This window comes from Vibrio bathopelagicus, assembly GCF_014879975.1.
Lineage (GTDB): Bacteria > Pseudomonadota > Gammaproteobacteria > Enterobacterales > Vibrionaceae > Vibrio > Vibrio bathopelagicus.
Map to the genome: position 1 here is coordinate 1,479,338 of NZ_CP062501.1, position 22,308 is coordinate 1,501,645.

Genomic DNA, 22,308 nt, shown 5'->3' on the forward strand with positions numbered 1-22,308 from the left:
TTGCTGTTTCAGGTGCGCTTTGGTGCTAACTGTTATTCGCGATTGTCGGCCTGCATTCCCTAACACTGTAAGGATACATAATGGAATTTGTCGGTGATAAAAACGAGCGCTATGAATCTGAGTTGCCAGCCTCGGACAAATATCCAGCCCTGAAAATTTCAGAGTTTCAGTCTCTGTTCCATTTCCAAAGCAATGAAACAGAGGCAGGCATTCTGCATCACGCTACGGTGTCACGCATCAAAGTGCATTCTGAACTTAAAGACACCTTAACCCCCTTTGCTAGTTTGACGGAGTTATCTCAAGAACGCTTTGGTGATGATGACTCGGCCGAAACCCTTTACAAGCAAGCTGTATTCGCACTGACCGCCGCTCAACTAATCAGTGTGCAAATGAGTGGTGACGCCACCGCTGAAGCGGCAGACAGACAAGAAGCGCTCACCCGTAAGAAAGAAGAGTGTGAAGTGCAGTACCGCCAAGCCATAGACATGTTGATTCACGCAGAAGAAACCTACTGCTTTGAGAGGGTGTAATGAAAGCGCTGCAAAGCTTAACAGACCTATTCAAAAGCCATGTAACCGATGCGGCCAAAATGGATGTGTGGGCGGAGGATGGCGCCTTATTTTGTGGTCAGGGTTCAGATGTCGATGGATTTGAAATTGAGTATACCGCCATCATTTTCTTGCAAAGCGCCAAGTTAGAGCCGCAAGTGTTGTTTATGCAATTAGTCAGCTGGCTCAATAAATTTGACCCAGAGCGAGCCGAAAAAGGCTTGCCTATGCCGACGTTCGCGCTAGAGCCTCTCGATAAAGGTGCGTTTGATCTCAAGCTGAAAATTGATATTCGTGAAGAGTTCAACCTTCAAGAAAACGAACAAGGCAATTGGAAGCAAGGTGATACCCGTTATGAATGTGTCAGTGGCTTTGAAGCGCGAGCCGATGAAGACCAGCTCGGTGAATTGGTCTACTTTGTCGGCCACTTAGATGATTTGCCATGAGTGAGTTAACCCTCGCGACGCCTGAGCAATTGACTCAGGCTGTGGAAAGTTTAGTGCTGACGGCCAGTGATAAGTTTGAGCTGAATAAACGCATGGCCAACCACGCAAGGCAGTTCTTTCGTCAGCAAATTCGTGCTCAGCGAGATATAGACAACAACCCGTACCAAAGCCGAACACGGCGAAAAACAACCCAACTATGGGATGGCACTCAAGCGCAGAACACCGTGAACAATAAAAACATGTTGCTGGGTTTTGGTAAGGCGTTAAGAACTCACGTTACAGAAGAGAGCTTTGAGGTTGGCCTAAAAGGCGTCGCAGGTCGCATTGGCCAAGAGCACAACCAAGGCGATCAAGTGTCATTTACGACTCGCGTTAATGGTCACTACAACAGTAAAACAGGTCAATGGACAGGTGGCGTAAAAACCAAGCGCAATTACCAAATGCCCAAACGAACCTTCATTGGTTGGACACCTGCTCTAGAGCGAGAGTTACTCGCCATGGCAGCGGAACACTTTGCACTAGAGGATGCAGCGTAATGGATAAACAAGAAGTAGAGAAAACGGCGCTACCCACTTTCAAGATTAAGCCAGCGAAAACAAACTTAATCGTGAAAGACCCAACAACCCGAGAGCCACTGAAAGCGGCAGGTGAAGATAAACCTCGTAACGCTTACTGGCTACGTAGACTCGCTGAAAAAAGTATCGTGGTCATCGATAAAACAGCCAAGCCCACAGCCAAAAAGGAAACTAAATAATGAGTATTGGTTTTGCTGAAGTACCCAGCACCGCTCGCGTTCCCGGTGTTTACATTGAAATTGATAATAGCCTGGCAAACAGCGCAGAAGACTTGCAAGCTATTTTGGCGATCGGTAATGCGGTCAGTGACGCAACGGTCGCGCCAAACAAAGTCACGCTTTGTATGGATGAGACGATTGCGGCAGCTTCGTTTGGTGCCAATAGCGACATAGTGGAAATGATCACCTATTTCCGTAAGCAAGATAAAACCATGCCTATCTTTGCGGTCAGTGTTGAAGATAGTGACACCGCAAGCGCCTTAGCCGCGTTGGGTGACGTTCAATATCACCACATCATGTGCTCATTGAATGACAGTACCACCATTCGAGAGTTAGGGACTTTTCTTGAAGAGCGATATGGAGCCTTAGAGCAAGTACCAGGCATCGCGTATCTACCAAAGAAAGGCACACACGCAGAGCTCATCACCTTTGCACCAACAAGCAACTGCGCGTTAATCAACTTTCTGCCCATCAATAACTTGGGTGACTCTGCAGAAGCGCCACTGTCAGACGCGGCAGCGATTGGCGCATGGGTTGGTCAAATCGCCCCATCATTGGCGATTGACCCTTGCAGGCCACTGCAAACGCTCAAGTTAAACGGTGTTTACTCACTGGCAGAACAAGAGTGGGACTGGGCTGAACGTAACCTCTTTTTGTATGAAGGGTTAAGTACCTACACGGTGAACTCAGCGAATGAAGTGTTAGTCGAGCGCGCCGTTACCGCTTACACCGAAAACGCAGCTGGCGTAACGGACAACAGTTACCTCGATGTTATGACGCCGGCAACCGCCATGTATTTTCGTCAGAAGCAGCGCTCGTTGATCTTAAGTGTCTACCCTCGCCATAAAGTCGCGAAAGACGGAACCAAGTTCGCCAAAGGTCAGCCTATTGTGACGCCGACCATGTTCAAAGCCAAGCTGTTGACCTTGTATCGAGATTTGGAATACCAAGGCATCGTGCAAGATTTCGATGGCTACAAAAAGTCGCTTATTGTCGAGCTCGATGAAACCAACAAGCAGCGCGTCAACTACCAAGATTCACCGCAGTTCGTGAACGGTTTGATCATCGTTGCAGGCAAAATTCAATTTAGGAAGTAAGTCATGGGAACAAAAATCACTAGCCGTGCTGTCCTTAATGCGGGCTCATTGGGGCGCCTTCCCATCAAGGAAGGGGCGGAATATGGCCTTGGCAACATGAAGCGCGAAACCATAATGGGTGACGATGGCCCTTTGGGTTTCTCTGAACAATTCTCGGATGCGCCTTTCATCAAATGCACCATCATTCACGCTCAAGACACCGATGAAAAAGCCATTGCTGATTTTGTGGGTGAAGACATCACTTTAGAAACAAATACAAACCGCGCTTACACCTTGAAAGGCGCATGGACAGTCGACCCGCTTACGGTTGCGATAAAAGATGGTCAGCTTGAAGTGCTCTTCAACGGTGACGAACTCATCCCGCAGTAAGGAGAAAGACCATGTTATCCATACTGATGAAACGAGAGGCTCATAAGGCAAAGCCAGAACCGGTTGAAACCTTTGAAGCTATCGACAGTGTTAACGCTATGAACGAGTCAGCAGTAAGCCAAGCCCTTCGCGCCGCCTTTGCTGACAAGCCCTGGGAAGAAACGCAACTCGTGTTTAAGCAAGACCAAAGCTACTTGCGCACCTTGTCGGGTTCGAAAGAGAAAGATCCGTACAAGCAAGAGCTCATTAACAAGTACCGACCATTGGTTGAAAAGCTACTGGACACTCACAAAGGCGACTACGGCAACCTCGACGTAATGTGGTGCTTTTATATGTGGCACTTTGACCTTGGCCAGTTTGAAGAAATTCACGATGACTTTAGAGCGGCCATCGATGGCGGATTAGAAACACCGGCTAATTTCAAAGTGAATGGTCAAACGGGGTTTTGTGATTACGTCTTTAAGTACACACACAAAGCGCACACTGAAAAGAAAGCGTACAAGCGCGAATACCTGCTTAAAGCCGTAAATGATTTACTGGCTGGTGAGCTTGCTACCAACGCCCCACTTAAAGTGAAAATGTTCCGCCTAGTCGGTGACTGGCACTTTGAAGCTGACGACAAAGAAAAGGCGCACAACCTGTTTGAGCTAGTGATGAAGCTAGATCCAAACAAAGGCGGTGTGAAGAAAAAGCTAGAAGCATTACAAAAGGAGCTTGGTTATGACCAACCCCATTAAAGACGAGTCACAAGTCAAGGTCGCGGAGTTGGCCTCGCCTATTGAAAAAGATGGTAAATCGCTTACGCATATTGATATCAGCAAGCCACACTCTGGGCATTTGCGTGGATTAAGCTTGATAGATGTGTGCGGAATGAAGTTTGAGGCAGGACAAACCCTATTACCTCGAATCTCTTGCTTGAACGAGCGTGACATTATCAATATGCCTCCAGAGAACTGGGCGCCTTTGCTCACGACGCTTGCCTCTTTTTTCGTTGCGACGGAATAGTAATAGATCGAGTTGAAGACTATTACGCAGATATCGCCCTTGTGTTCCATTGGCCCCCAAGCGAAATAGACAAACTCAGCTACGACGATCTATTACTGTTTCGAGAGCTTGCCCGAGAGAGGCACGAACAAAGACCACAAGAGAGCGAATGAGCTCTCTTTTTTTGTATCAACAAAAGGCTATCCATAATGAAAATGAAACTGTCTGTTCTCATGGATATGAAAGACAAGACTTCAGCCGTTCTCAAAGGGATGAGTGGCGAAAGCGATTATTACGCCAAATCCATCAAAAAGGTACAGAAGACACAGGCTGATGATTCTGCCGCAATGGGGATGATTGACTCTTTAAAAACGTCACGAAAAGCGATGGACAAGAACGCCATTGCGGTTGCTGCGGTCAGCGAAAAGCTTGAGGAGTTAAAAGTAAAAGCAGCAGGCGTTGAATCCCCAAGTGCGGCTCTAACGGAGAAAATTACAAAGCAGCAAGCTAAGCTGAGCAAACTGAACACTGAGCAAGAAGGGTATAAATCCCATTTAGAAAAGCTCGATACCCAGTTAAAAAAGACAGGCGTGAATACGGCTAATCTCGATGATGAATACGACCGATTGAATCGAAGTTATAAGAAACACGGTAAGGAAATAGGAAGGCTCAGTAAACGTTATACCACCTTACAAAGAGTCATTAGCCCGATTCAAAAGCTGAACCGTGCAATCAAATTTCCCAAGGTCGGCGCTGCAGCTGCAGGAAAAGGCGCGGCGCTTTTAAGTGGTTTGAGCTTTGCAGGGTTAGTGACACAAGTGAATGGCGCTGCAGGTGAAATGGATAACCTAGCAAAGACATCAGCCAACCTAAAATTACCTATTGAAGAACTCCAAGCCATGCAATCCCAAGCTAAACATGCAGGGGTAAGCTCTGATGCACTGTCTAACTCTATGCTTCGCTTCACCAAGCGACTTGGCGTGCTGCAGCAAACGGGTTCAGGTGCGTTAGGCTCGTATCTTAAAAAGAGTAAGAACGCGCTGCATAGAGACTTACAGGGCGCGCAAGACACTAAGCAGGCGTATGAAATGCTCCTTGAAGAGTTTTCTCAGCTTGAAACGCCGCAAGAACAAATGGCCTTTGCCGATGCAGCCTTTGGCCAAGACGGTCGCAAAATGCTGATCATGTTGCGTGAAGGCACTGAAGGGTTAACGGCGGCGAGAAAAGAACTCAATGCATTGGGTGGCGGTGCGACTGCAGAAGATGCGGCGAAAGCGGAAGCCTACAATGATGCTCTGCAAAAAATCGAAGAAAGCGTTCGCTCTATGAAGTTTGCAGCACTTGCACCCATCATGGAAAAAGCGACCAAAGCATTCACCCAGTTTTCTGAGAAGTTTAAGAATGCAGCTTGGCGAACCGGTTTTATCGAAAAGCTTATCCAAACCGTAGATGGTCTTTATCAAGGTTTTGAACTGCTAGGTAAAGGGCTTATTTGGTTAGCGCAAAACTTCAAAGGGGTTCTGGCGACGGTCGCCATTCTCAAAGTGGCGTTGATTGCTTTGAATGCAGCGGTTTTGGCAAACCCAATCGGGCTTATAGTGGCCGCTGTTGCCGCTGCAGTAATCGCCCTCACTTATTTAATCGATAAGTTCATTGGCTTAGACAAAGTGATTAAATGGATTGGTGACAGCATTGGTTGGTTGTGGGATAAATTCAAAGCGCTAATCAACAAACTTCCAGATGCACTCATCCCCGATGGTTGGAAAATTCAAACTGATGAAGCTAGCCAAGAAGTCGATAACTTAGCCGCTAAGCTCAATCGTATTGAAGATAAGAGCGCGACGCTTGGCATTACGACCAATGAAACCCAAAATCGAACGGAACGAACCCAAACGGAGCAAGGTTACCATGCTTATCAAACTGGAGGAGTTCAGCCTCTTAAGCAAAGCACAGCTTATAGTCCTCTAGGTAACCAAACCGTGAAAAGTAAATCTGAAGTGTCATTAACCATCAAGTCAGATAAGCCAGTCGCTATTGATAAAGCGAAGGCAGAACAAGGCACAGATTTGAACTTAGATGTGGGGAATATGGCGGCAAGCTTTTAATTAAATGGAAGCCCTATCAATGCATTAGGACTTCCTTATTTAAATCAATAGTACCTAAGCTTTTTGATGTCGACTACACCTACGTAATTTCCCAAATATTCGCCAAACACTCGGATCTTAGCTTGCTCATCTAGAGCGACCTGAAAGCGATTAGATCCTATAGGTACAATGTCACACTCCGTATCCTGCACCATTAAATTCATTTCTCGTATTAGATCTGGAATAATTTTTTCATCAAAGCTAAATTCGTAAACTACTTTCGCCTTTCGAGCTGGGGCAATTTTGTCATAATCGCTACTAATTCTACGTTGACTCGCAGTTATCAATGATTCCATCTTATCTATTCGATCTATGAGGTACTTTCCAAGTTGCCCATCCACCGTTTCATTCGAAGCGACTTCTTTCATTACTTTATGCGTCATTGCTCTATATACAGGGTTATCAGGCTCCTCATCTTTCACGGCTAATCGAGCCATTGACAACAAAGTCTCACGAAGCTTCATTACTCCAGCCATGTCGTCTTTGTAAAAGATGGTTCTTTCATCTGAAATATCAAATGGAAGTCTGGTTCCATCCACTGCGAGTGAAATAACTGGTTTTCTTGCTGCATGGCGTAAACCCAATTCGTACATCACATTAGGGTTCAATTCTGACAAATTGGCGATAACAAGCTCCGCATTTATCACGTGCTCAATGACCTGAGTAGTGATTGACCCTGACTTATCTACCCTGTGTGCAACGACTACTTCTAGTCCTAATTCCTTACATACAGGTTCAAGTACCGCGTCAATTAATCCATCTGCAGCACGTCGAGTTTCGGAACTTTCCGCCCCTATTGGAGTAACAATAAAGCACTTTTTGACTTGTTCTTCTTTCTTAGGTTCAGCCTTTGCCATCGCAATAATTCCATAATCGTTTTCCTATGTTTCATATGGGGTTAACAAAAACTTATTCAAGAGCTTATACGCTATAAAACTAGATTAAGTGCTATAAAGTGAGATGCACCCCATTGACACCCAGCCCCTAACAACCTTACCCTACATATGCACTGGCAAAATCCAGTGTCGGGCGTAGGAACTCGTTTAGACATAAGGCGCATAGACGCCAGCTTTTTGCTGGTTTTTTTATGTGTGGCTTCGGCACACTTGCACATAGTCGTTTCGTATAGAAACCGTACTATCTGAATTATGGTGGGCTGGGCAAGGCAGCTTCGGCTGGCCGTATCCTTGTGTCGCGGTATTCCTACCCTTGTTCAGTTCACCACCCGAAGCGTAGGAACTCCGTGTGGTGATTAAAATCATGACACAAGGAGGCTATCATGCCGACATCTTCCCTCTCTTTCCAAAATACTCATTTCGAGATTATTGAACAAAGCAATCAACTTTGGCTAACTGCCACAGATATAGCTAAAGCTCTTGGCTACCGAAAGCGAGATGCTGTAACTCAGATTTTCGAACGAAATTCTGATGAGTTCACAGGTCAAATGACTGAGACACTCAGAATGAGTGCCTCAGGTAATTACCAAAAAACAGTGCGTATATTTTCCCTTCGTGGGGCGCACTTAATTGCGATGTTCAGCCGAACCTCTGCTGCCAAAGAATTCCGTAAATGGGTATTGGACGTATTAGACCGAGAAATACAAAAGCCACAAAACAATCAAAACCCCACCCTACTCAACAATGCCAAAAGAGCATGCGAACGCGTAAGCCAGCGCGAGAACCAAAGCTATAATGAATTACTATCACTCAAAGAAACCTTTGCTCAGATCGAACACTCTTCTCGTATTGCCCAAAACCAAATCAACGACCTAATAACCAGCCATCACTCTAAGCGCGACCATATCGCCCATATCTATTTAGCGCACCAGGTAATGGTTGTGTAACCTGCTTAAACAAAAGCCCTTATCCATTTGAATAAGGGCTTTGTATTTGTAAAGGCTTGTTCTTTGTTAAATCACTCGGCTCCCCAAACAATTGTGCTTGCGAATTTTTTAATGACAGCTCAAAAATGAGGTTAAATGAATAAAGGGAGTAAGAATGGTCGTCAACCTACCAGAACTAGAACCGTTTTTCCATTTCGTTCGTGTATCTATTGTCAGCGCACTAGGAGGCGATGAAGAGGTATACTGTTCGAACGAAACACTAGAGCAATATATAAACGCAACCAATAGCAACATCACTCCGTTACTCTATGACTTCTTCGTAAAATTCGATTACTTGTACGCACTGCAACAAGCAAACGCGCCACTAAGTACCGAAGAGTCAGAAGTACTACTTTCAGCCCAAGACTTAATTGACGAAGTGCACCTTACTGTCATGTGATCCCTTTCTTGTTAGTTCATCATAAGTGCTTAAAATAATTGGGGTGTACCAAAAAACCCATCTTGCTAGCTAACTGCCCCACTTCGTTTATACTAGGCACAACTTATCTATAGGCTGTGATTTCAAAAAACTCATTGGTACACCTATAGTACACCTCATCCGATTGGAACCCTTACATCACATGGCTCTAAAACCCACAATCTACAAGTTTCGTATCTCTCTAACCGATATGAATCGCGACTATTACGACTCTTTTAATCTAACGGTTGCACAACACCCTTCTGAAACAGAACAGCGTATGATGGCTCGAATCATGGCTTTCTGTATCAATGCATCACCTGAACTTGAGTTCACTAAAGGATTGTCTAGCATTGAAGAACCAGATTTGTGGCAGAAGTCGTTAGATGACCAAATCCTAGACTGGATTGACGTCGGCGAACCTGATCCAGAGCGCGTTAAAAAAGCGACTCGCTTATCTAAGTCTGTGCGCGTATTCAGCTTCAACACCAAATCGAACGTTTGGTGGGAACAAAACAAAGGTAAGTTTGGTTATCTGAAAGCTCAAATCGTCCGTCTGGATAATGCCGGTATCGAACAACTCTCTGAAATGACACAGCGCACTATGGATCTTTCCGTAATGCTGTCGGGTAACTCTGCTTTCGTTAACAGCGACACGCAATCTGCCGAAGTAACTTGGGAAGAGCTACAGAGTAATGACTGAGATCCAAACTCAGACTGAATCTCAGCGCCAAACTAAGCTCGAAGCTTGTTTGCAGCTCGCTGGTCTCGATTCAGTGAAAGCGCTGACGACTGGCTATGAAAAAGAGTTAAAGTCATTCACTGGCGAAAACCACGCTCTTTTTAAACATGCCAGTGAGAATAAGCCTGACAATTCAGAGCGACAAACCTTACTTGGGCTGTTAACAAAAGTGCATATCGATGTGAGCTATCGCTTTGAAAGTAATAAAGAAGCCAGCGAAGCGATGCAAAGCGTTTTCGATAGTACGGTAGGCAGTGAACACGGCGACAAATTTCAAAACTCCAATTCTCAGCAATTGAAGTTAGTAACGCATTTATGGTTATTCATTCAAGGACGACTCGGAATGGATTACAGCCTAGCCAATGATCATGCTGCTGCAACCGCAACATTGTTGTCTCGCCTTTCGAGAAGTACTGATGACGAGATTCGAGTCGAGTTCATGGGCAGCTTTTATGATGGTTTGAACCTCTATCAAGCCGAGAACAAACCATCAGGCTTTGTTCATCGCTTTAAGCGTTTGTTTAATCTTACTTAAGCATTCCACCAGCAGTTGTTTCTAGTTACGCTCTATATTTTCGATAGAGCGTACTTATCCTCTTCAGCCCCAAAAGATTCCCTATTACGCTCGTTCCTCGCTTTCGGGAATGACGAATATGACTGAGTCGCTCACTCTGCAAGATCGGCAGCGCGTGCTTCTAAAAAGCTGACAATAGAATACAAACTGAACCTCAACCCTCGTATTTTCCCTTATGAGCAAACCGATCTTCTCCGTCATCCCTGAGAAGGAGGAACAACTGAGTCGGGGCTCTCCTATCCACGCTCCTGAAAACTCATATTACAGATACAAAAAAGCCTCGCAGAGTGCGAGGCTTAGAATCTTGGTTGCCGATTTGCTGAGGCTAAATCGTACTCATCGAATCACGAAGCGAATTAACGCAGGCCGTGTAAGAATTCGTGGCGCGTTGCTGGGTTTGATCTGAAGATACCACCCAATGCTGTCGTTGTTGTTTCGCTGGTTGCGTCCATTACACCACGTGATTTCACGCAGTAATGAACCGCATCCATGGTTACAGCAACGTCATCGGTTTCTAATAGCGTTTGCAATGCAACAAGGATCTGCTGTGTCATACGCTCTTGCACTTGCGGACGCTGAGCAAAGAATCGAACAATACGGTTAATCTTTGAAAGGCCGATGATTTTCCCACGAGGGATATAGGCTACCGCTGTCTTACCATCAATCGTCACTAAGTGGTGTTCACAAGTACTGGTCACGGTAATGTCTTTTACACGTACCATCTCACGAACACCCATCTTATTTTCGATTACGGTAATTTTAGGGAAATTGGCGTAATCCAAACCAGAGAAAATTTCATCCACGTACATTTTAGCAATACGTTGCGGTGTCTCTTCCAAACTGTCGTCCGTAAGATCAAGTTCAAGGAGAGTTAGAATCTCACGCATATGGTGTTCGATTCGTTCCTTTTTCTCTTCTCGGCTAACCTGGTTAGGACTCATTGGTGTCTCTAATCCGCGGCTTGCTAGCGCATCTTTAACCAACTTCGCTGATTCGCTAAGACCTGACATTGAACTTCCTCTTTTATTACCCCTTCTGGATGGCAAACAAGGATACTCGGAATTTTGAATAAATACACCCATATTTTAAGGGAGGTCATTATTTACGGGGCTTAAACTATGCTAAAGTGGCTGCAATTTCGTTGGCGAGCCATCATGATTTGATAATTATTGAATCCTTATTGCCAACCACCAAATCAAAATAATAACGACCAAAGGATTTCAATTATGGGCTGTTGCGACGCTCCGGGCTTGATGCCAATTGAAGAAGCACTAGATAAGCTGCTATCACCAATTAAACCTATTCAAACGACCTTATCACTGCCATTGGCTGAAGCACTGGGTTACGTACTTGCTGAAGATATTCTATCCCCTATTTTCGTACCTCCTTTTGATAACTCAGCAATGGACGGCTATGCACTGCGCTTGGCAGACCTAGAGAACGGTAAGGTGCTGCCTTTAGCGGGTAAGTCCTTTGCAGGTCAACCTTTTGAAGGTGAATGGCCAGCAAACACATGTATTCGCATTATGACTGGCGCGAAGATCCCGGAAGGGTGCGATGCGGTCATCATGCAAGAAAATACGGCTGAAACTGACGCTGGTATCGAGATTCAACAAGACGACATCAAGCTGAACAATAACATTCGTCCTACCGGTGATGACATCAAACAAGGCGATATTGTGCTTAACCGTGGCGAACGTTTAACACCTCGTGATATCCCAATGATTGCTTCACTCGGTGTAAGCCATGTAACTGTGGCACACAAACCTAAAGTCGCTTTCTTCTCTACTGGTGATGAACTAAAACCATTAGGCCAGCCCCTTGAAGACGGTCAGATCTACGACAGCAACCGCTACGGCATTAAACCGCTGATTGAAGCCTTTGGTTGCGAAGCGATTGATCTAGGCATAATCCCTGACTGTCCAGCGACACTGAAAGAAACGTTCGAGAAAGCTCAACAATTAGCAGACGTTGTCGTGACTTCTGGTGGCGTAAGTGTTGGTGAAGCGGATTACACCAAAGATATTTTGGAAGAGCTCGGGCAAATCGGCTTCTGGAAACTAGCTATCAAACCGGGTAAGCCATTCGCATTCGGAGAATTGGATAATGCGTGGTTCTGTGGCCTACCGGGTAACCCAGTATCAGCGATGATGACTATGTATGTTTTGGTTCAACCTATGCTTGCTAAACTTGCAGGTCACACAGCATGGACAGCACCAGAATCTATTCCTGCTATCACTAAGTCTGCCTTCAAAAAAGGCCCAGGGCGTACCGACTACCAGCGTGGTATCTACTCGATTGAAAACGGCCAGTTTGTGGTAGAGACAACTGGTAACCAAAGTTCAGGTGCTTTCCGCTCAATGAGCCTGGCAAACTGCTTTGTAGTACTAGAACGCGAACGTGGCCGCGTGGAAGTCGGCGAAACAGTTCAGATTCAACTGTTTAACTCGACGCTTTACTAACGAGGTTTGCTGATGGAAATACTGTCTGACGCAGAAATGCTTCGCTATAACCGCCAAATCATCCTTAAACAGTTTGATTTTGAAGGCCAAGAAGCACTAAAACAGAGTTCGATCTTGGTGTTGGGTGCTGGAGGTTTAGGTTGTGCTTCTGCTCAATACTTAGCGACTGCCGGCATCGGCAAGCTGACAATTATTGACGATGATGTTGTCGAGCTCTCTAACTTACAGCGACAAGTGCTTCACACCGATGCCGACATTGGCAAGAAAAAGGTCGATTCGGCAGCAGAATCACTGCAGGTATTGAACCCTCATCTGATAATTGAAACCGTCGATAACAGGCTTGATGACGAAGCGCTTGCTAAATTAATCGAAGTACACTCGTTAGTGCTTGACGCCAGCGACAATGTGGAAACGCGCAATCAACTTAACCGCTTATGTTACGCATCAAAAACGCCTCTGGTTTCTGGCGCTGCGATTCGTATGGAAGGTCAGATTAGCGTGTTCACTTACCAAGATGAAAACGCACCTTGCTACCAATGTTTGAGCGCTCTATTCGGCAATGCAGCCCTGAGTTGTGTTGAAGCAGGTGTGATGGCGCCTGTTGTCGGCATGGTCGGCGCCGCTCAAGCTCTAGAAGCAATTAAGGTGATTGCTCAGTTTGGACAACCAAAGCAAGGCAAGCTTCTGATTCTCGACGCTATGTCACACAGCTGGCGTGAGATGAACTTAATGAAGATACCGAATTGTTCGGTGTGTGGTTAGACTAATTCATATCCCGTCTTATCGAAAACCTAAGCCTTGACTAAAAGTCAGGGCTTTTTTAGATCTCAACGTCAGTTTCTCAAATCGCTTTATCAATTTGAAATATTCTATGAGAGATTAGTTTCATTTGAGTTCTCATTTTGAGAAAACAGTAAAAACTCGAACCACTTAAAACAAAAGTAACTAAAAATCAACCATTTAAAAATGGCATGTAACTTGATTAAGTATCTATACCTTCCACGACAAGGATGTAGATATGAGAATTACAACGTTATGTTTGCTATTAAGTGCGCCATTGGTCGCCAACGCAGCGCCATTCGATACCTGCCCTAGTAAGGCTTACCTATTTCAGTCTAAACCCGTCGAGGTTTGGGGGGTCAACCTAGTTACAGGTTCAACTACCCTTCTTGAAGACGATACGGGTATGAACGCCAATATCAACGGGGTTGGGTTTGATTTCGATGACAGATATATCTATGGCTATGACACAACCAACAAACGCTTAGTACGCCTTGGACAAGATTTTCAGGCGGAAGTCGTCAATACTTCAGGCCTACCAACCGAGCATACCTTCTATGTTGGTGATGTTTATAATCACGTTTATTACCTATACCGCAAAGGCAAAGGGCTATTCACAGTGGACCTTTCACCCTTAGATTCCGATTCAAGCGCTACTGTCACCGTCAACAAAATAACAGGAAGTCCAGCAACCGTTAATTTGACCGACTTTGCCTTTCACCCTAGTGATGGTTCTCTTTATGGTATCGATAATAACTCTGGTGGCTTGTACCAATTTGATCCAGCGACTGGTGCCGAAACCTATATAGGCGACACCGGTGAACTCGGTACGTTTGGTGCTGGCTATTTTGATGTAAACGGTTACTACTACGTTTCTCGAAATCAAGATGGGAAAATCTATCGTATTAACTTAGCGCCGAGCAACTCCGCAAATATCGCTGCGGGAATCGTCCCTGCTGTAGAGTTTGTTTCGAATGGCCCTCAGTCAGGCCAAAATGATGGTGCACGTTGTGCTAACGCACCTGTGGTGGATGAAGATTCAAGTATTGATTTCGGTGACGCTCCGGACACTTACAAAACCACACTCGCAAGTAACGGCCCTCGTCACGAACTGGATGGAATTACTTGGTTAGGTACTGATGCGCCAGATGCAGATTTAGATGGTTATACATCTCCACAGTCTGATGAAACGGTTGGTATCGACGATGAGTGGACCAACGGCGGTATCGGTTTTGTAACAGGACTAGAGGCGGGACTCGACTCGAAAGTCATCATTGAAGCCTCAACGACTGGTTACCTTTCAGCCTGGATCGATTGGGATCAAGATGGCACCTTTGATGGCGCCAACGAACAAGTCTTCACAGACTATGCGCTATCCGCAGGAGAAAATGAACTGTTCTTAAACGTTGATATAGACGCGTTAACAGGAACAACTTGGGCTCGATTTAGATTCAGTAAACAAACGGGGTTAGATTACTTTGGCGGTTCAACTTCCGGTGAGGTGGTGGATATTCAGGTTGATGTTCTAAACGATGGTGCGACAGCTCGTTACTTCCCTGCATCTGGCTACGCGACGATCGCCTACGAAGATAATTGGCCTTATAAAGCCGATTACGATATGAACGACGCCGTCATTTTCTATCGTATAACCGAAATACTAAAAGACGGTAAAGTGGTGAAATCGACTATTGATGGCCGACTTGCCGCGGTTGGCGCTAGCTATCTCAACGGGTTTGCTGTTCGCTTACCAGATCTGGCTCCGTCATCGGTCAATACCGGTAACTCATATATGAAACACAATGGGGTATACACTGATTTAAGCTTAGAAGATGGGCGCAGTGAAGCTATCTTTATTGTCGCTGAGAATCTAACAGAAAAAATTGATTCTTCATGTGATTTCTATCGAACCAATAGTTCATGTAAAGAAGATGAACAGTTCTCTTTCCAAATTGGTATCACCCTTGCTGATAATGGAATAGACACGAGCAGTTGGACCGACATGCCTTATGACCCATTTATTTTCGCTACACCAGGTCATTATCATGGCGAGAACTTACCTCTACACCCAGGTCGTAGTTGGGAAGTGCATCTGGCAGACCAATCACCAACAGAAGCCTTCGATACTGATAACTTATTCGGAACGGGCTTAGGGGTGGATGACAGTAACCCGGCTACCGGCAAGTATTTCAAAACCGCAGAAAACCACCCTTGGGCGCTAATCATAACATCGGTAAGCGATTGGGAGTGGCCGTTAGAGACTGTCGACATTGTTACCGCTTACCCAGAATTCAAGCTGTATGCAGAATCAGGAGGTGAAAACAATAAGACCTGGTACGACTCCCCTCAAACTAACCAATGCTACGTACCGTAAGGAGAATGGATATGAATACACACAATAAACAATCTCAAGAAGATAATTGCGTTAATTCAAATAGCACTCTCTCTAAGGATGAAACTATGGTTACTAACAAAACTTGGAACATTGGAAAAGCACTTACCGTTGCTCTGATCTCAGCCCGATTGTACTCGTTGGTTGTGGTGGAGGCGGCGGTGGAGGCGGTGGTGGCAGCTCATCCACACCATCGCCAGCAGCACCTTCGACTCCAGTGGTTTCGCCTCCATCAACGACGGTAACTCCAGTTGCTACGCAAAGTTATACAATGAACGATCTTGTGGTGCCTGATGGATTCGATTACAACCCTGTTGAAAATTTTGACCTAGATATCGACATCAGCAGTATCTCAACCGATCGCTCTTTTGTGACCGTCTACAGTCGTTATACAACGAGAGATGACTCCTCTTTCAAACCGGACTATTCCAGTAAAGTAATTGCAGGTTCGTTGAGTAACGGACAATTTGCCTCAAACTTTGTTGCCCCGATAAGTGAAGATAATCTGCTCATCGAGATTTGGTTCTACGATGGCCAATCACCTTTGCAGCAAGTGGTCTCGAGCAGCAATTCACAAATTATCTGGTAGTAAATTAAGTATATCGATCCAAAAAGTGAGCAACAATGCTCACTTTTTCTTGTTCAGCTAACCAAAACCTCAGTTTCTTTTTAATTACATTCACTTTGCAAACTACCTAACTTATATTTTAAGTACTGGCTTTTAAGGCGTATGCGGATGAAATCGTTGAAATTTGGTTTGTTAATACTAGTTTGTGGGGCCGTCTTGCTCTGGCTTCTCAGTTCCTTTCCTATAACGTCAAGTTCCGGAGAGCAGTTAAATGCGAAGGTTATAGCCAACACTCTCACCCAATCTCTTGACGGGCATAGACGTTATCTAACATTACAAACGAATGACCAGGAAATATTTCGTGTATCTGTCGCTCCTGCCACAGACTGTCCTATTGATTCTATGGTGACGCTTGATACATTACGTAATCAAATAACCGGACAAAGCAGCTATCAGTTCATTGACTGTCGAGCTGCACAGTAGCCGTCGATATAACAGCAGTATTCGATTTAAACAAAGTATTCGATATAACAACAAGAATGGATATAAGAAGAATGAATCAGCCACTCATCTCACCAGAACAACTTCAACAACGTTTGCTAGAAAAAGACAACATCATCATCCTCGACGCCAGTATCGAGTTTCAAATTCCAAGCGAGTCAGAAAAGATCAAAGGACAAATGATTCCTGGTGCGATTCGTTTTGATTACGACAAAGACTTTTGTAATAAGCACACCTTACTTCCTCACATGTTCCCGACCGAAAAACATTTCAACACACGTGCACAAGAAATTGGCATCAACCAAGACAGCACCATTGTGGTTTACGATAACTCCGGAACCTTCGCTTCACCCCGTGCGTGGTGGATGTTTATGGCAATGGGACACAACAACGTTTACATCTTAGATGGTGGTTTACCTGCATGGATAGAGGCAGGTTACGCAACAGACACCGACTACAAAACAGCAATGAAGCCGGGTGACTTTGAAGGCAAAATTCAAGACAACTACTTTGTAAATGCTCAGCAAATCCAAAGCTACTCCGATGACAAAAGCGCAAATATTTTGGATGCACGTTCACAAGCTCGTTTCGATTCTGAAGTACCTGAGCCACGTGAGGGCTTACGCAGTGGTCATATTCCGAACTCGATTTGCTTACCGTTTGCACATGTATTAAATGCAGGTAAATTGAAACCTCAAGAAGAGTTAGTCGAGCTCTTTTCGACGCTAAACTTAACCCCCTCTCAACCGATGTTCTTTAGCTGTGGTTCTGGTGTGACGGCTTGCATCATTTTATTGGCCGCTAAACTGGCCGGATATTCAGATGAAATGGGCGTTTATGATGGCTCATGGACTGAATGGGGTGCTAACGAGAAACTACCTATCGCCGTAACCAAAAATTAATTCAACTTAGTTTAATGCTACTGTTAGAATAGACTGCGCATGCATAAAGAGCTTACTCGTAGTGATGATTTAACGTCTCACACAGTAAGCTCTTTGCTTTGCGGTAATGCTACGTCGGTTGAAAACAAATCGGAATTTACTCGGTTGCTTTTTAAGCTATAACGATTTACTGACCATAAACCGTGGTTAACCATGGAAAATCGTTATCAATGTGATGAATAATAATATTTCACTCAAGAATCTCTGCTCGTAGTCGTTACACTATTTAATCACTGATACTTTCATCATTGATGTTTGTATCTTTCGTTACATGAATCACGCTGACGACCCAATAGTTTGTCGCTTGCACTCTGTTAAAAGTAGTAACCAACAAAAGGCATCACATGGCTCTATTTAAGAAAAATATCTGGTCGCTGTACGCTCTGATCGTACTGCTGACCGTGATACTTTTCGCCGTGTTGGGCGTAACCAAGTGGCAAGCCAACAGAGCTGACTTCATTGAGCAACAGCATATCCAAGTCGAGCTATTTTCTAGTTCGGTAAACTCGCTATTGACGAGCCAAGAAGCACTGCTTGAAGTGGTTGGGCACCAGTTAGCTCAACAGTCTGACTTTACCCGCACTGCTTCTATTCAGATTCGTCCAATATTAGATAAGCTACTTGATACTCACCCAGCTATTGCTGCATTTGGGTTACTTAACCCTCAAGGTGACTACCTTGCAATCAGCTCGAATCTACAACTGTCTGATCAACATAATTTACTGAACTACCCACACACCAGAGACTCATTTCTAGAGGCTATGTCTAGCGAAAAAATGGTGTTAGGGCGAACTTATTTTCAAGAATCGCTTAACAGCCTAGTGATTCCGTTAAGAAAGTCGATTTCAATCGATGGCAAGAATGTTGATGCCGTCATGACTGCGGGCTTGCGCTTGGACAGTACGATAGTATTTGAAAGCAACGCGCACGCAGGTAGTTACAACACATTAACCTTGCTCAGAACGGACAATTATCGTCAGTTCTTTTCTAGCGATATAGAGTCCCTTGATGCCTATTTAAAACCTATTGCTAACGACCTGATGAAACGCATTACCAATAGCTTTGCAGAACAGGTGAGTGTCAGCGTCAAAGAAGCGAAAACCGGCAAAGACACGTACTCTTTCAGTATCAATGACAACGCATATCAATCGTTAGTCAGCGCTAAATACATTCCTAATTACAAGCTTTGGGTTGTCGGCCGTACAGATCTAGAGCATGTCGATGGCATATTCGTAAAAGAGTTCGGCATTCTTTTTTTTGCCTTTATCTTTCTACAGTTTGGCTTCTATACATTGGTTAAGTCGATCGCTAAGAACGAGCAAAGAACTCGAAGTCAGTTGATTTACCAAGCCAATCACGACCCATTAACCTCTCTACCAAACCGCTTATACATGCGCCGAAATATTGGTAAATGGATTGAGGATGAGTCAGAGCAATTCTCGTTGTTATTTATAGATATCGATAACTTTAAATGTGTCAATGATACCCACGGACATGACTTCGGTGACAAGGTACTCAAACAGATCGCATTGCGCTTGATGCGATTCCACTCTCGACTCAGCTTATTGGTGCGCGAGTCTAGTGATGAGTTTTTGTTTTTAACGCCGATGACGAGTGAAACCGAGATTAAACGACTGGCAGAACGCCTTATCGAAGTTCTTTCCCAACCTTATGAAGTTGAAGATTCTCAGTTTTTGCTAGGTTGTAGCATTGGTATTGCGCGTTTCCCAGAACACGGAAAAGATCTAGATAGCCTACTCCGCTCTGCCGATATTTCGATGTATAAAGCGAAGCAGCAGCAAAACTCGTACAGCATTTTCACCACAGCCATGCAAGACGCTCACCTCTACAAAATGAAAGTAGAACAACGGCTACGTATTGCTATTGAGAAACAAACGCTATTCATGACTTTCCAGCCTCTGGTTCGCGCTGATGAGAGTATTCATGGCGTCGAAGCACTGGTTCGTTGGATTGATGACGAGCTAGGGTTTGTTCCGCCCGATGTGTTTATACCGGTCGCGGAGAGCACTGGTTTAATGCAAAAACTCGGTACCTTTATTATTGAGTCCAGCATTATGCAAATTGCTCATTTACACCGAACGACAGAACAAAAGATCGGTCTTTCGATCAATATATCCGTACGTCAGTTTTCACATAAGTCGTTCTCAGAACACCTATTCGCTACGCTTGAGAAATATCAGTTCTCTCCAAGCTGTTTAACCCTCGAGATTACTGAAAGCTTGTTCATTGAAGATGTAGCTATAGTGAAACCACTGTTTGAAGCCCTCAAAGAAAACGATATTAAGATCTCTCTGGATGACTTCGGTACGGGCTACTCATCATTGAGCATGTTAAAAGCACTCCCTATCGACGAACTTAAGATCGATAAGAGTTTCATTGAAAACATTGCTGTAGACCAGCAGTCACTCACCATGGTGCAAAACATTATCGCAATCGGCAAAAACTTCGGCATGGTAGTGTTAGCAGAAGGCGTAGAATCAAACGAGCACTTCGCAATTCTAAAGGCCTGTGGATGTGATTTAATGCAAGGCTATTACTTCTCTCGCCCTATACCTTACGATGAGCTGTGTGAGTATCTAACGCCGACTCAGGTTGAGAAAGAAGAACTACCTGAACCAACGGTGTAGGTGGTTGGTTATCTTCTCTAGTTATCAAATAACGCGATGAATCAAAAAAGGGAGCCCAAACGGGCTCCCTTTCTTTATACACCGCTTAACATCGCGGCCCAAAAAATAAAAATACAGACAACGAACACCAAGCCCATTACGACTTAACAGTGATCACAACTCGTCGGTTACAACCTGTTTCCTTGTTGTCTTCAACCTTACAAATTGGCGCGCTTTCACCATATGCATATTCAACAATGCGACTTCCTTGATGAAGATCTTTTTTCAAGTAGCTCGCCACTTGCCCAGCACGGCGAGATGACAGGGCTTTGTTGTAGCCTTTACTGCCTACACTATCTGCGTGACCCTCTATATAAATCTTGGACTTATCACTCACTAAGCTAAGGTACTGACCTAATACTTGCTTATGGCTTTCATCCAATTGGTACACATTAGTTGGGTAAGTAAGCACCAGGGATTGCGTCGCTTTATCATAGAAACACACATCATCTTGAGCTCCGATTTGAATCACTTCACTCTCTCTATTGATCACCTCATTTTGAGGTTTCTCATTTAGCTCTACCAGCTTCCCAGTCACTTGTGTCGTAACAGTATGAGAAGACACCAACATTTTCGAAGTGACGTATTCGCCAACATCACCCAAGCAGTTTGCATAGCCCAATGGAGACATTAGCATCGTAGATAAAATCACTAGGTATCTCATGTTAATCCTTTAGTTTTCCGGTTTCTTCATTAATCAAATTCAAAATGTACTTGTACACATCTTCACCATCTTTGGCGTGATAGATATTTTTCTTACCAAAGCAATCTCCAAAGCCATCGGTTTCTGCCACTTTATAATTAATACCAATGACGCCCATCGTGACTTTGGTTTTCTCAGCTTCAGTTGGTGCATTACTTTGGAAACGATTTCGTTTCGATGAAATGGTTGAGCGCAGCTTTTTACATAGCCCCTGATCCACTAATTTCTGTAAATAAGTTTCGTCATTGTCGCTACCATCGGATAACACAATAAACACTTGTTCAGGGTTAAGGTTGGTCGCCTTATTGGCTTCTTGCGCAGCGGCAATGATCCCGTTCCAAGAAGAGGTGCCTCCACCAGCTTTCAACTGAGCGCTCATCAACTGAGCTCGAAAGTTGTCATAGTCTTCAGTCAGTGGAATATCATAAAATTTGTAGTCATCATCAAAATCATTATTTCGCTTATAAAGTCTCTCTACTTGATATCTACTCATTCCATACGATGGTTCAATGATCTCATTATACAAAGTTGGTTTATCAAACATTCGTCTAACCGTTGTCGCAGGAGAGTTCCGAGCGTAATCATAAGCATATTTCTTTCGCCATGAAGCACGATAACCATAAGCATTAAGTCTTACTATCTCATCAGATTGTTTTACATGGAGCGGGTTGTACCCGAGCAAAGCAACTCGGCTCTTTTCTTCCGTATTAAACTCTTCAATGTCATCGACGACTCGTTTAATGGTTTCCTTTACAACATCGAGTTTCATTTTTCCGTTCTTCCACGAGTAAGTCATAGAGCCACTAAAGTCACCGATAAAATAGACATCAACAGGCTGAGGGAGATACTTGCGCGTAACAGCTCGCCCACTCACCGAAAACTCAGGCTTTAAGTTCATCTCTTCGTACGCGATCCAAGACGTATATTTGGCAGTCGCACTCACCACAAAGTCACTAAACGGAGCAAGTTCACCACTAGCTTGAACACAGCCATCTTTGTACTCACAACGGCTTGTAAACACCGCGACATCAACGTCATCCGTATTATCAACAACGTATCTATCAACTAAATAGCGTGCATACTTTACGTTCTTTTCTTCGTCCTCTTTAGGGCTCGCAATAAGTGCTAGACTGGCAACCTCTGCGGCTTCCAATAACCTTGTATGCGCCAGCATCTGTTGAGACATTTGCATCGAAAATGCCATAAAAATAACCATCATAGGCAAAAGGCCAACGAATAAAATACCTGCGACACCTCGGTTTTTCTTTATCGATTTCACC

The 22,308-nt window shown here is 44.5% G+C and carries 24 protein-coding genes and 1 pseudogene; 21 read left to right on the plus strand and 4 right to left on the minus strand.

Translation table 11 applies throughout. The annotated features are described in order from the left end of the window. Positions 1 to 80 precede the first annotated feature (80 nt). The 10 genes from IHV80_RS22860 to IHV80_RS22905 are packed head-to-tail and all read left to right on the plus strand — an operon-like array spanning position 81 to position 6,342. Positions 81 to 530: a head completion/stabilization protein gene (locus IHV80_RS22860; protein WP_192891102.1), complete on the plus strand. Its 450-nt coding sequence runs from the start codon at positions 81 to 83 to the stop codon at positions 528 to 530. After that, positions 530 to 994: a phage tail protein gene (locus tag IHV80_RS22865; protein WP_102371049.1), complete on the plus strand. Its 465-nt coding sequence runs from the start codon at positions 530 to 532 to the stop codon at positions 992 to 994. Before IHV80_RS22860 ends, IHV80_RS22865 begins: the two co-directional genes overlap by 1 nt. After that, complete coding sequence (locus tag IHV80_RS22870; RefSeq protein WP_192891103.1) at positions 991 to 1,530, plus strand: phage virion morphogenesis protein; 540 nt, start codon at positions 991 to 993, stop codon at positions 1,528 to 1,530. The genes IHV80_RS22865 and IHV80_RS22870 overlap by 4 nt, the downstream gene beginning before the upstream one ends. After that, entirely contained in the window at positions 1,530 to 1,748 is a 219-nt protein-coding gene (locus IHV80_RS22875) for a DUF2635 domain-containing protein (protein ID WP_192891104.1), read from the plus strand. Before IHV80_RS22870 ends, IHV80_RS22875 begins: the two co-directional genes overlap by 1 nt. Then, positions 1,748 to 2,884, plus strand: a complete 1,137-nt coding sequence (locus IHV80_RS22880; protein WP_192891105.1) for a phage tail sheath subtilisin-like domain-containing protein — start codon at positions 1,748 to 1,750, stop codon at positions 2,882 to 2,884. The genes IHV80_RS22875 and IHV80_RS22880 overlap by 1 nt, the downstream gene beginning before the upstream one ends. A 3-nt stretch (positions 2,885 to 2,887) precedes the next feature. Further along, positions 2,888 to 3,253 (plus strand): phage tail tube protein, encoded by a 366-nt coding sequence (locus IHV80_RS22885; RefSeq protein ID WP_061016063.1) that lies wholly within the window; start codon positions 2,888 to 2,890, stop codon positions 3,251 to 3,253. Positions 3,254 to 3,264: 11 nt separating this feature from the next. Continuing rightward, positions 3,265 to 3,990, plus strand: coding sequence for a phage terminase small subunit (gene gpM, locus IHV80_RS22890; RefSeq protein ID WP_192891106.1), 726 nt, complete (start codon positions 3,265 to 3,267; stop codon positions 3,988 to 3,990). Then, on the plus strand, positions 3,974 to 4,258 hold the full coding sequence (locus tag IHV80_RS22895) for a phage tail assembly protein (RefSeq protein WP_099165665.1): 285 nt from the start codon (positions 3,974 to 3,976) through the stop codon (positions 4,256 to 4,258). Before gpM ends, IHV80_RS22895 begins: the two co-directional genes overlap by 17 nt. Positions 4,259 to 4,299: 41 nt before the next feature. Further along, positions 4,300 to 4,410, plus strand: a complete 111-nt coding sequence (locus IHV80_RS22900) for a GpE family phage tail protein (protein WP_192891107.1) — start codon at positions 4,300 to 4,302, stop codon at positions 4,408 to 4,410. Between the two features lie 36 nt (positions 4,411 to 4,446). After that, positions 4,447 to 6,342, plus strand: coding sequence for a hypothetical protein (locus IHV80_RS22905; protein ID WP_192891108.1), 1,896 nt, complete (start codon positions 4,447 to 4,449; stop codon positions 6,340 to 6,342). Positions 6,343 to 6,386: 44 nt separating this feature from the next. On the opposite strand, the gene IHV80_RS22910 is transcribed toward IHV80_RS22905, so the two are convergent. Beyond that, positions 6,387 to 7,238, minus strand: coding sequence for a hypothetical protein (locus IHV80_RS22910; protein ID WP_192891109.1), 852 nt, complete (start codon positions 7,236 to 7,238; stop codon positions 6,387 to 6,389). Positions 7,239 to 7,660: 422 nt separating this feature from the next. Here IHV80_RS22910 and IHV80_RS22915 point away from each other — a divergent pair, with 422 nt between their 5' ends. The 4 genes from IHV80_RS22915 (at position 7,661) to IHV80_RS22930 (ending at position 9,958) form a co-directional block, all read left to right on the plus strand. Further along, entirely contained in the window at positions 7,661 to 8,224 is a 564-nt protein-coding gene (locus IHV80_RS22915; RefSeq protein ID WP_192891110.1) for a BRO-N domain-containing protein, read from the plus strand. A gap of 154 nt (positions 8,225 to 8,378) precedes the next feature. Next, positions 8,379 to 8,663, plus strand: coding sequence for a hypothetical protein (locus IHV80_RS22920; protein ID WP_192891111.1), 285 nt, complete (start codon positions 8,379 to 8,381; stop codon positions 8,661 to 8,663). A 181-nt stretch (positions 8,664 to 8,844) separates the two neighbouring features. After that, positions 8,845 to 9,384 carry a YaeQ family protein gene (locus IHV80_RS22925; protein ID WP_065104654.1) on the plus strand — a complete coding sequence of 180 codons (540 nt, stop codon included), beginning with the start codon at positions 8,845 to 8,847 and terminating at the stop codon, positions 9,382 to 9,384. Beyond that, positions 9,377 to 9,958: a hypothetical protein gene (locus IHV80_RS22930; protein WP_192891112.1), complete on the plus strand. Its 582-nt coding sequence runs from the start codon at positions 9,377 to 9,379 to the stop codon at positions 9,956 to 9,958. The genes IHV80_RS22925 and IHV80_RS22930 overlap by 8 nt, the downstream gene beginning before the upstream one ends. A gap of 395 nt (positions 9,959 to 10,353) precedes the next feature. Here IHV80_RS22930 and folE read toward each other — a convergent pair whose 3' ends face one another. After that, complete coding sequence (gene folE / locus IHV80_RS22935) at positions 10,354 to 11,007, minus strand: GTP cyclohydrolase I FolE (protein WP_017061725.1); 654 nt, start codon at positions 11,005 to 11,007, stop codon at positions 10,354 to 10,356. Between the two features lie 216 nt (positions 11,008 to 11,223). Here folE and moeA point away from each other — a divergent pair, with 216 nt between their 5' ends. From moeA to IHV80_RS22965, 7 genes and pseudogenes are all read left to right on the plus strand, one after another. Beyond that, positions 11,224 to 12,459: a molybdopterin molybdotransferase MoeA gene (gene moeA / locus IHV80_RS22940; protein WP_192891113.1), complete on the plus strand. Its 1,236-nt coding sequence runs from the start codon at positions 11,224 to 11,226 to the stop codon at positions 12,457 to 12,459. 12 nt (positions 12,460 to 12,471) lie between these two features. Then, entirely contained in the window at positions 12,472 to 13,221 is a 750-nt protein-coding gene (gene moeB, locus IHV80_RS22945) for a molybdopterin-synthase adenylyltransferase MoeB (RefSeq protein WP_192891114.1), read from the plus strand. 256 nt (positions 13,222 to 13,477) lie between these two features. Then, positions 13,478 to 15,610: an LruC domain-containing protein gene (locus IHV80_RS22950; protein WP_192891115.1), complete on the plus strand. Its 2,133-nt coding sequence runs from the start codon at positions 13,478 to 13,480 to the stop codon at positions 15,608 to 15,610. Positions 15,611 to 15,621: 11 nt separating this feature from the next. Beyond that, positions 15,622 to 16,217 (plus strand): annotated as a pseudogene (locus IHV80_RS22955) (hypothetical protein). 147 nt (positions 16,218 to 16,364) lie between these two features. After that, complete coding sequence (locus IHV80_RS25255; RefSeq protein ID WP_226088541.1) at positions 16,365 to 16,679, plus strand: hypothetical protein; 315 nt, start codon at positions 16,365 to 16,367, stop codon at positions 16,677 to 16,679. A gap of 71 nt (positions 16,680 to 16,750) precedes the next feature. Beyond that, the gene (locus tag IHV80_RS22960; RefSeq protein WP_192891116.1) at positions 16,751 to 17,599 is read left to right on the plus strand and encodes a sulfurtransferase; all 849 of its coding nucleotides are present in this window, start codon (positions 16,751 to 16,753) and stop codon (positions 17,597 to 17,599) included. Positions 17,600 to 17,982: 383 nt separating this feature from the next. Continuing rightward, positions 17,983 to 20,286, plus strand: coding sequence for a putative bifunctional diguanylate cyclase/phosphodiesterase (locus IHV80_RS22965; RefSeq protein WP_192891117.1), 2,304 nt, complete (start codon positions 17,983 to 17,985; stop codon positions 20,284 to 20,286). Between the two features lie 136 nt (positions 20,287 to 20,422). Here IHV80_RS22965 and IHV80_RS22970 read toward each other — a convergent pair whose 3' ends face one another. Both IHV80_RS22970 and IHV80_RS22975 read right to left on the minus strand, forming a co-directional pair. Next, the gene (locus IHV80_RS22970) at positions 20,423 to 20,989 is read right to left on the minus strand and encodes an OmpA family protein (RefSeq protein ID WP_192891118.1); all 567 of its coding nucleotides are present in this window, start codon (positions 20,987 to 20,989) and stop codon (positions 20,423 to 20,425) included. A 1-nt stretch (position 20,990) separates the two neighbouring features. Beyond that, a complete protein-coding gene (locus IHV80_RS22975) occupies positions 20,991 to 22,307 on the minus strand; it encodes a TadE/TadG family type IV pilus assembly protein (RefSeq protein ID WP_192891119.1) in 1,317 nt (438 codons plus the stop codon). Position 22,308 lies beyond the last annotated feature (1 nt).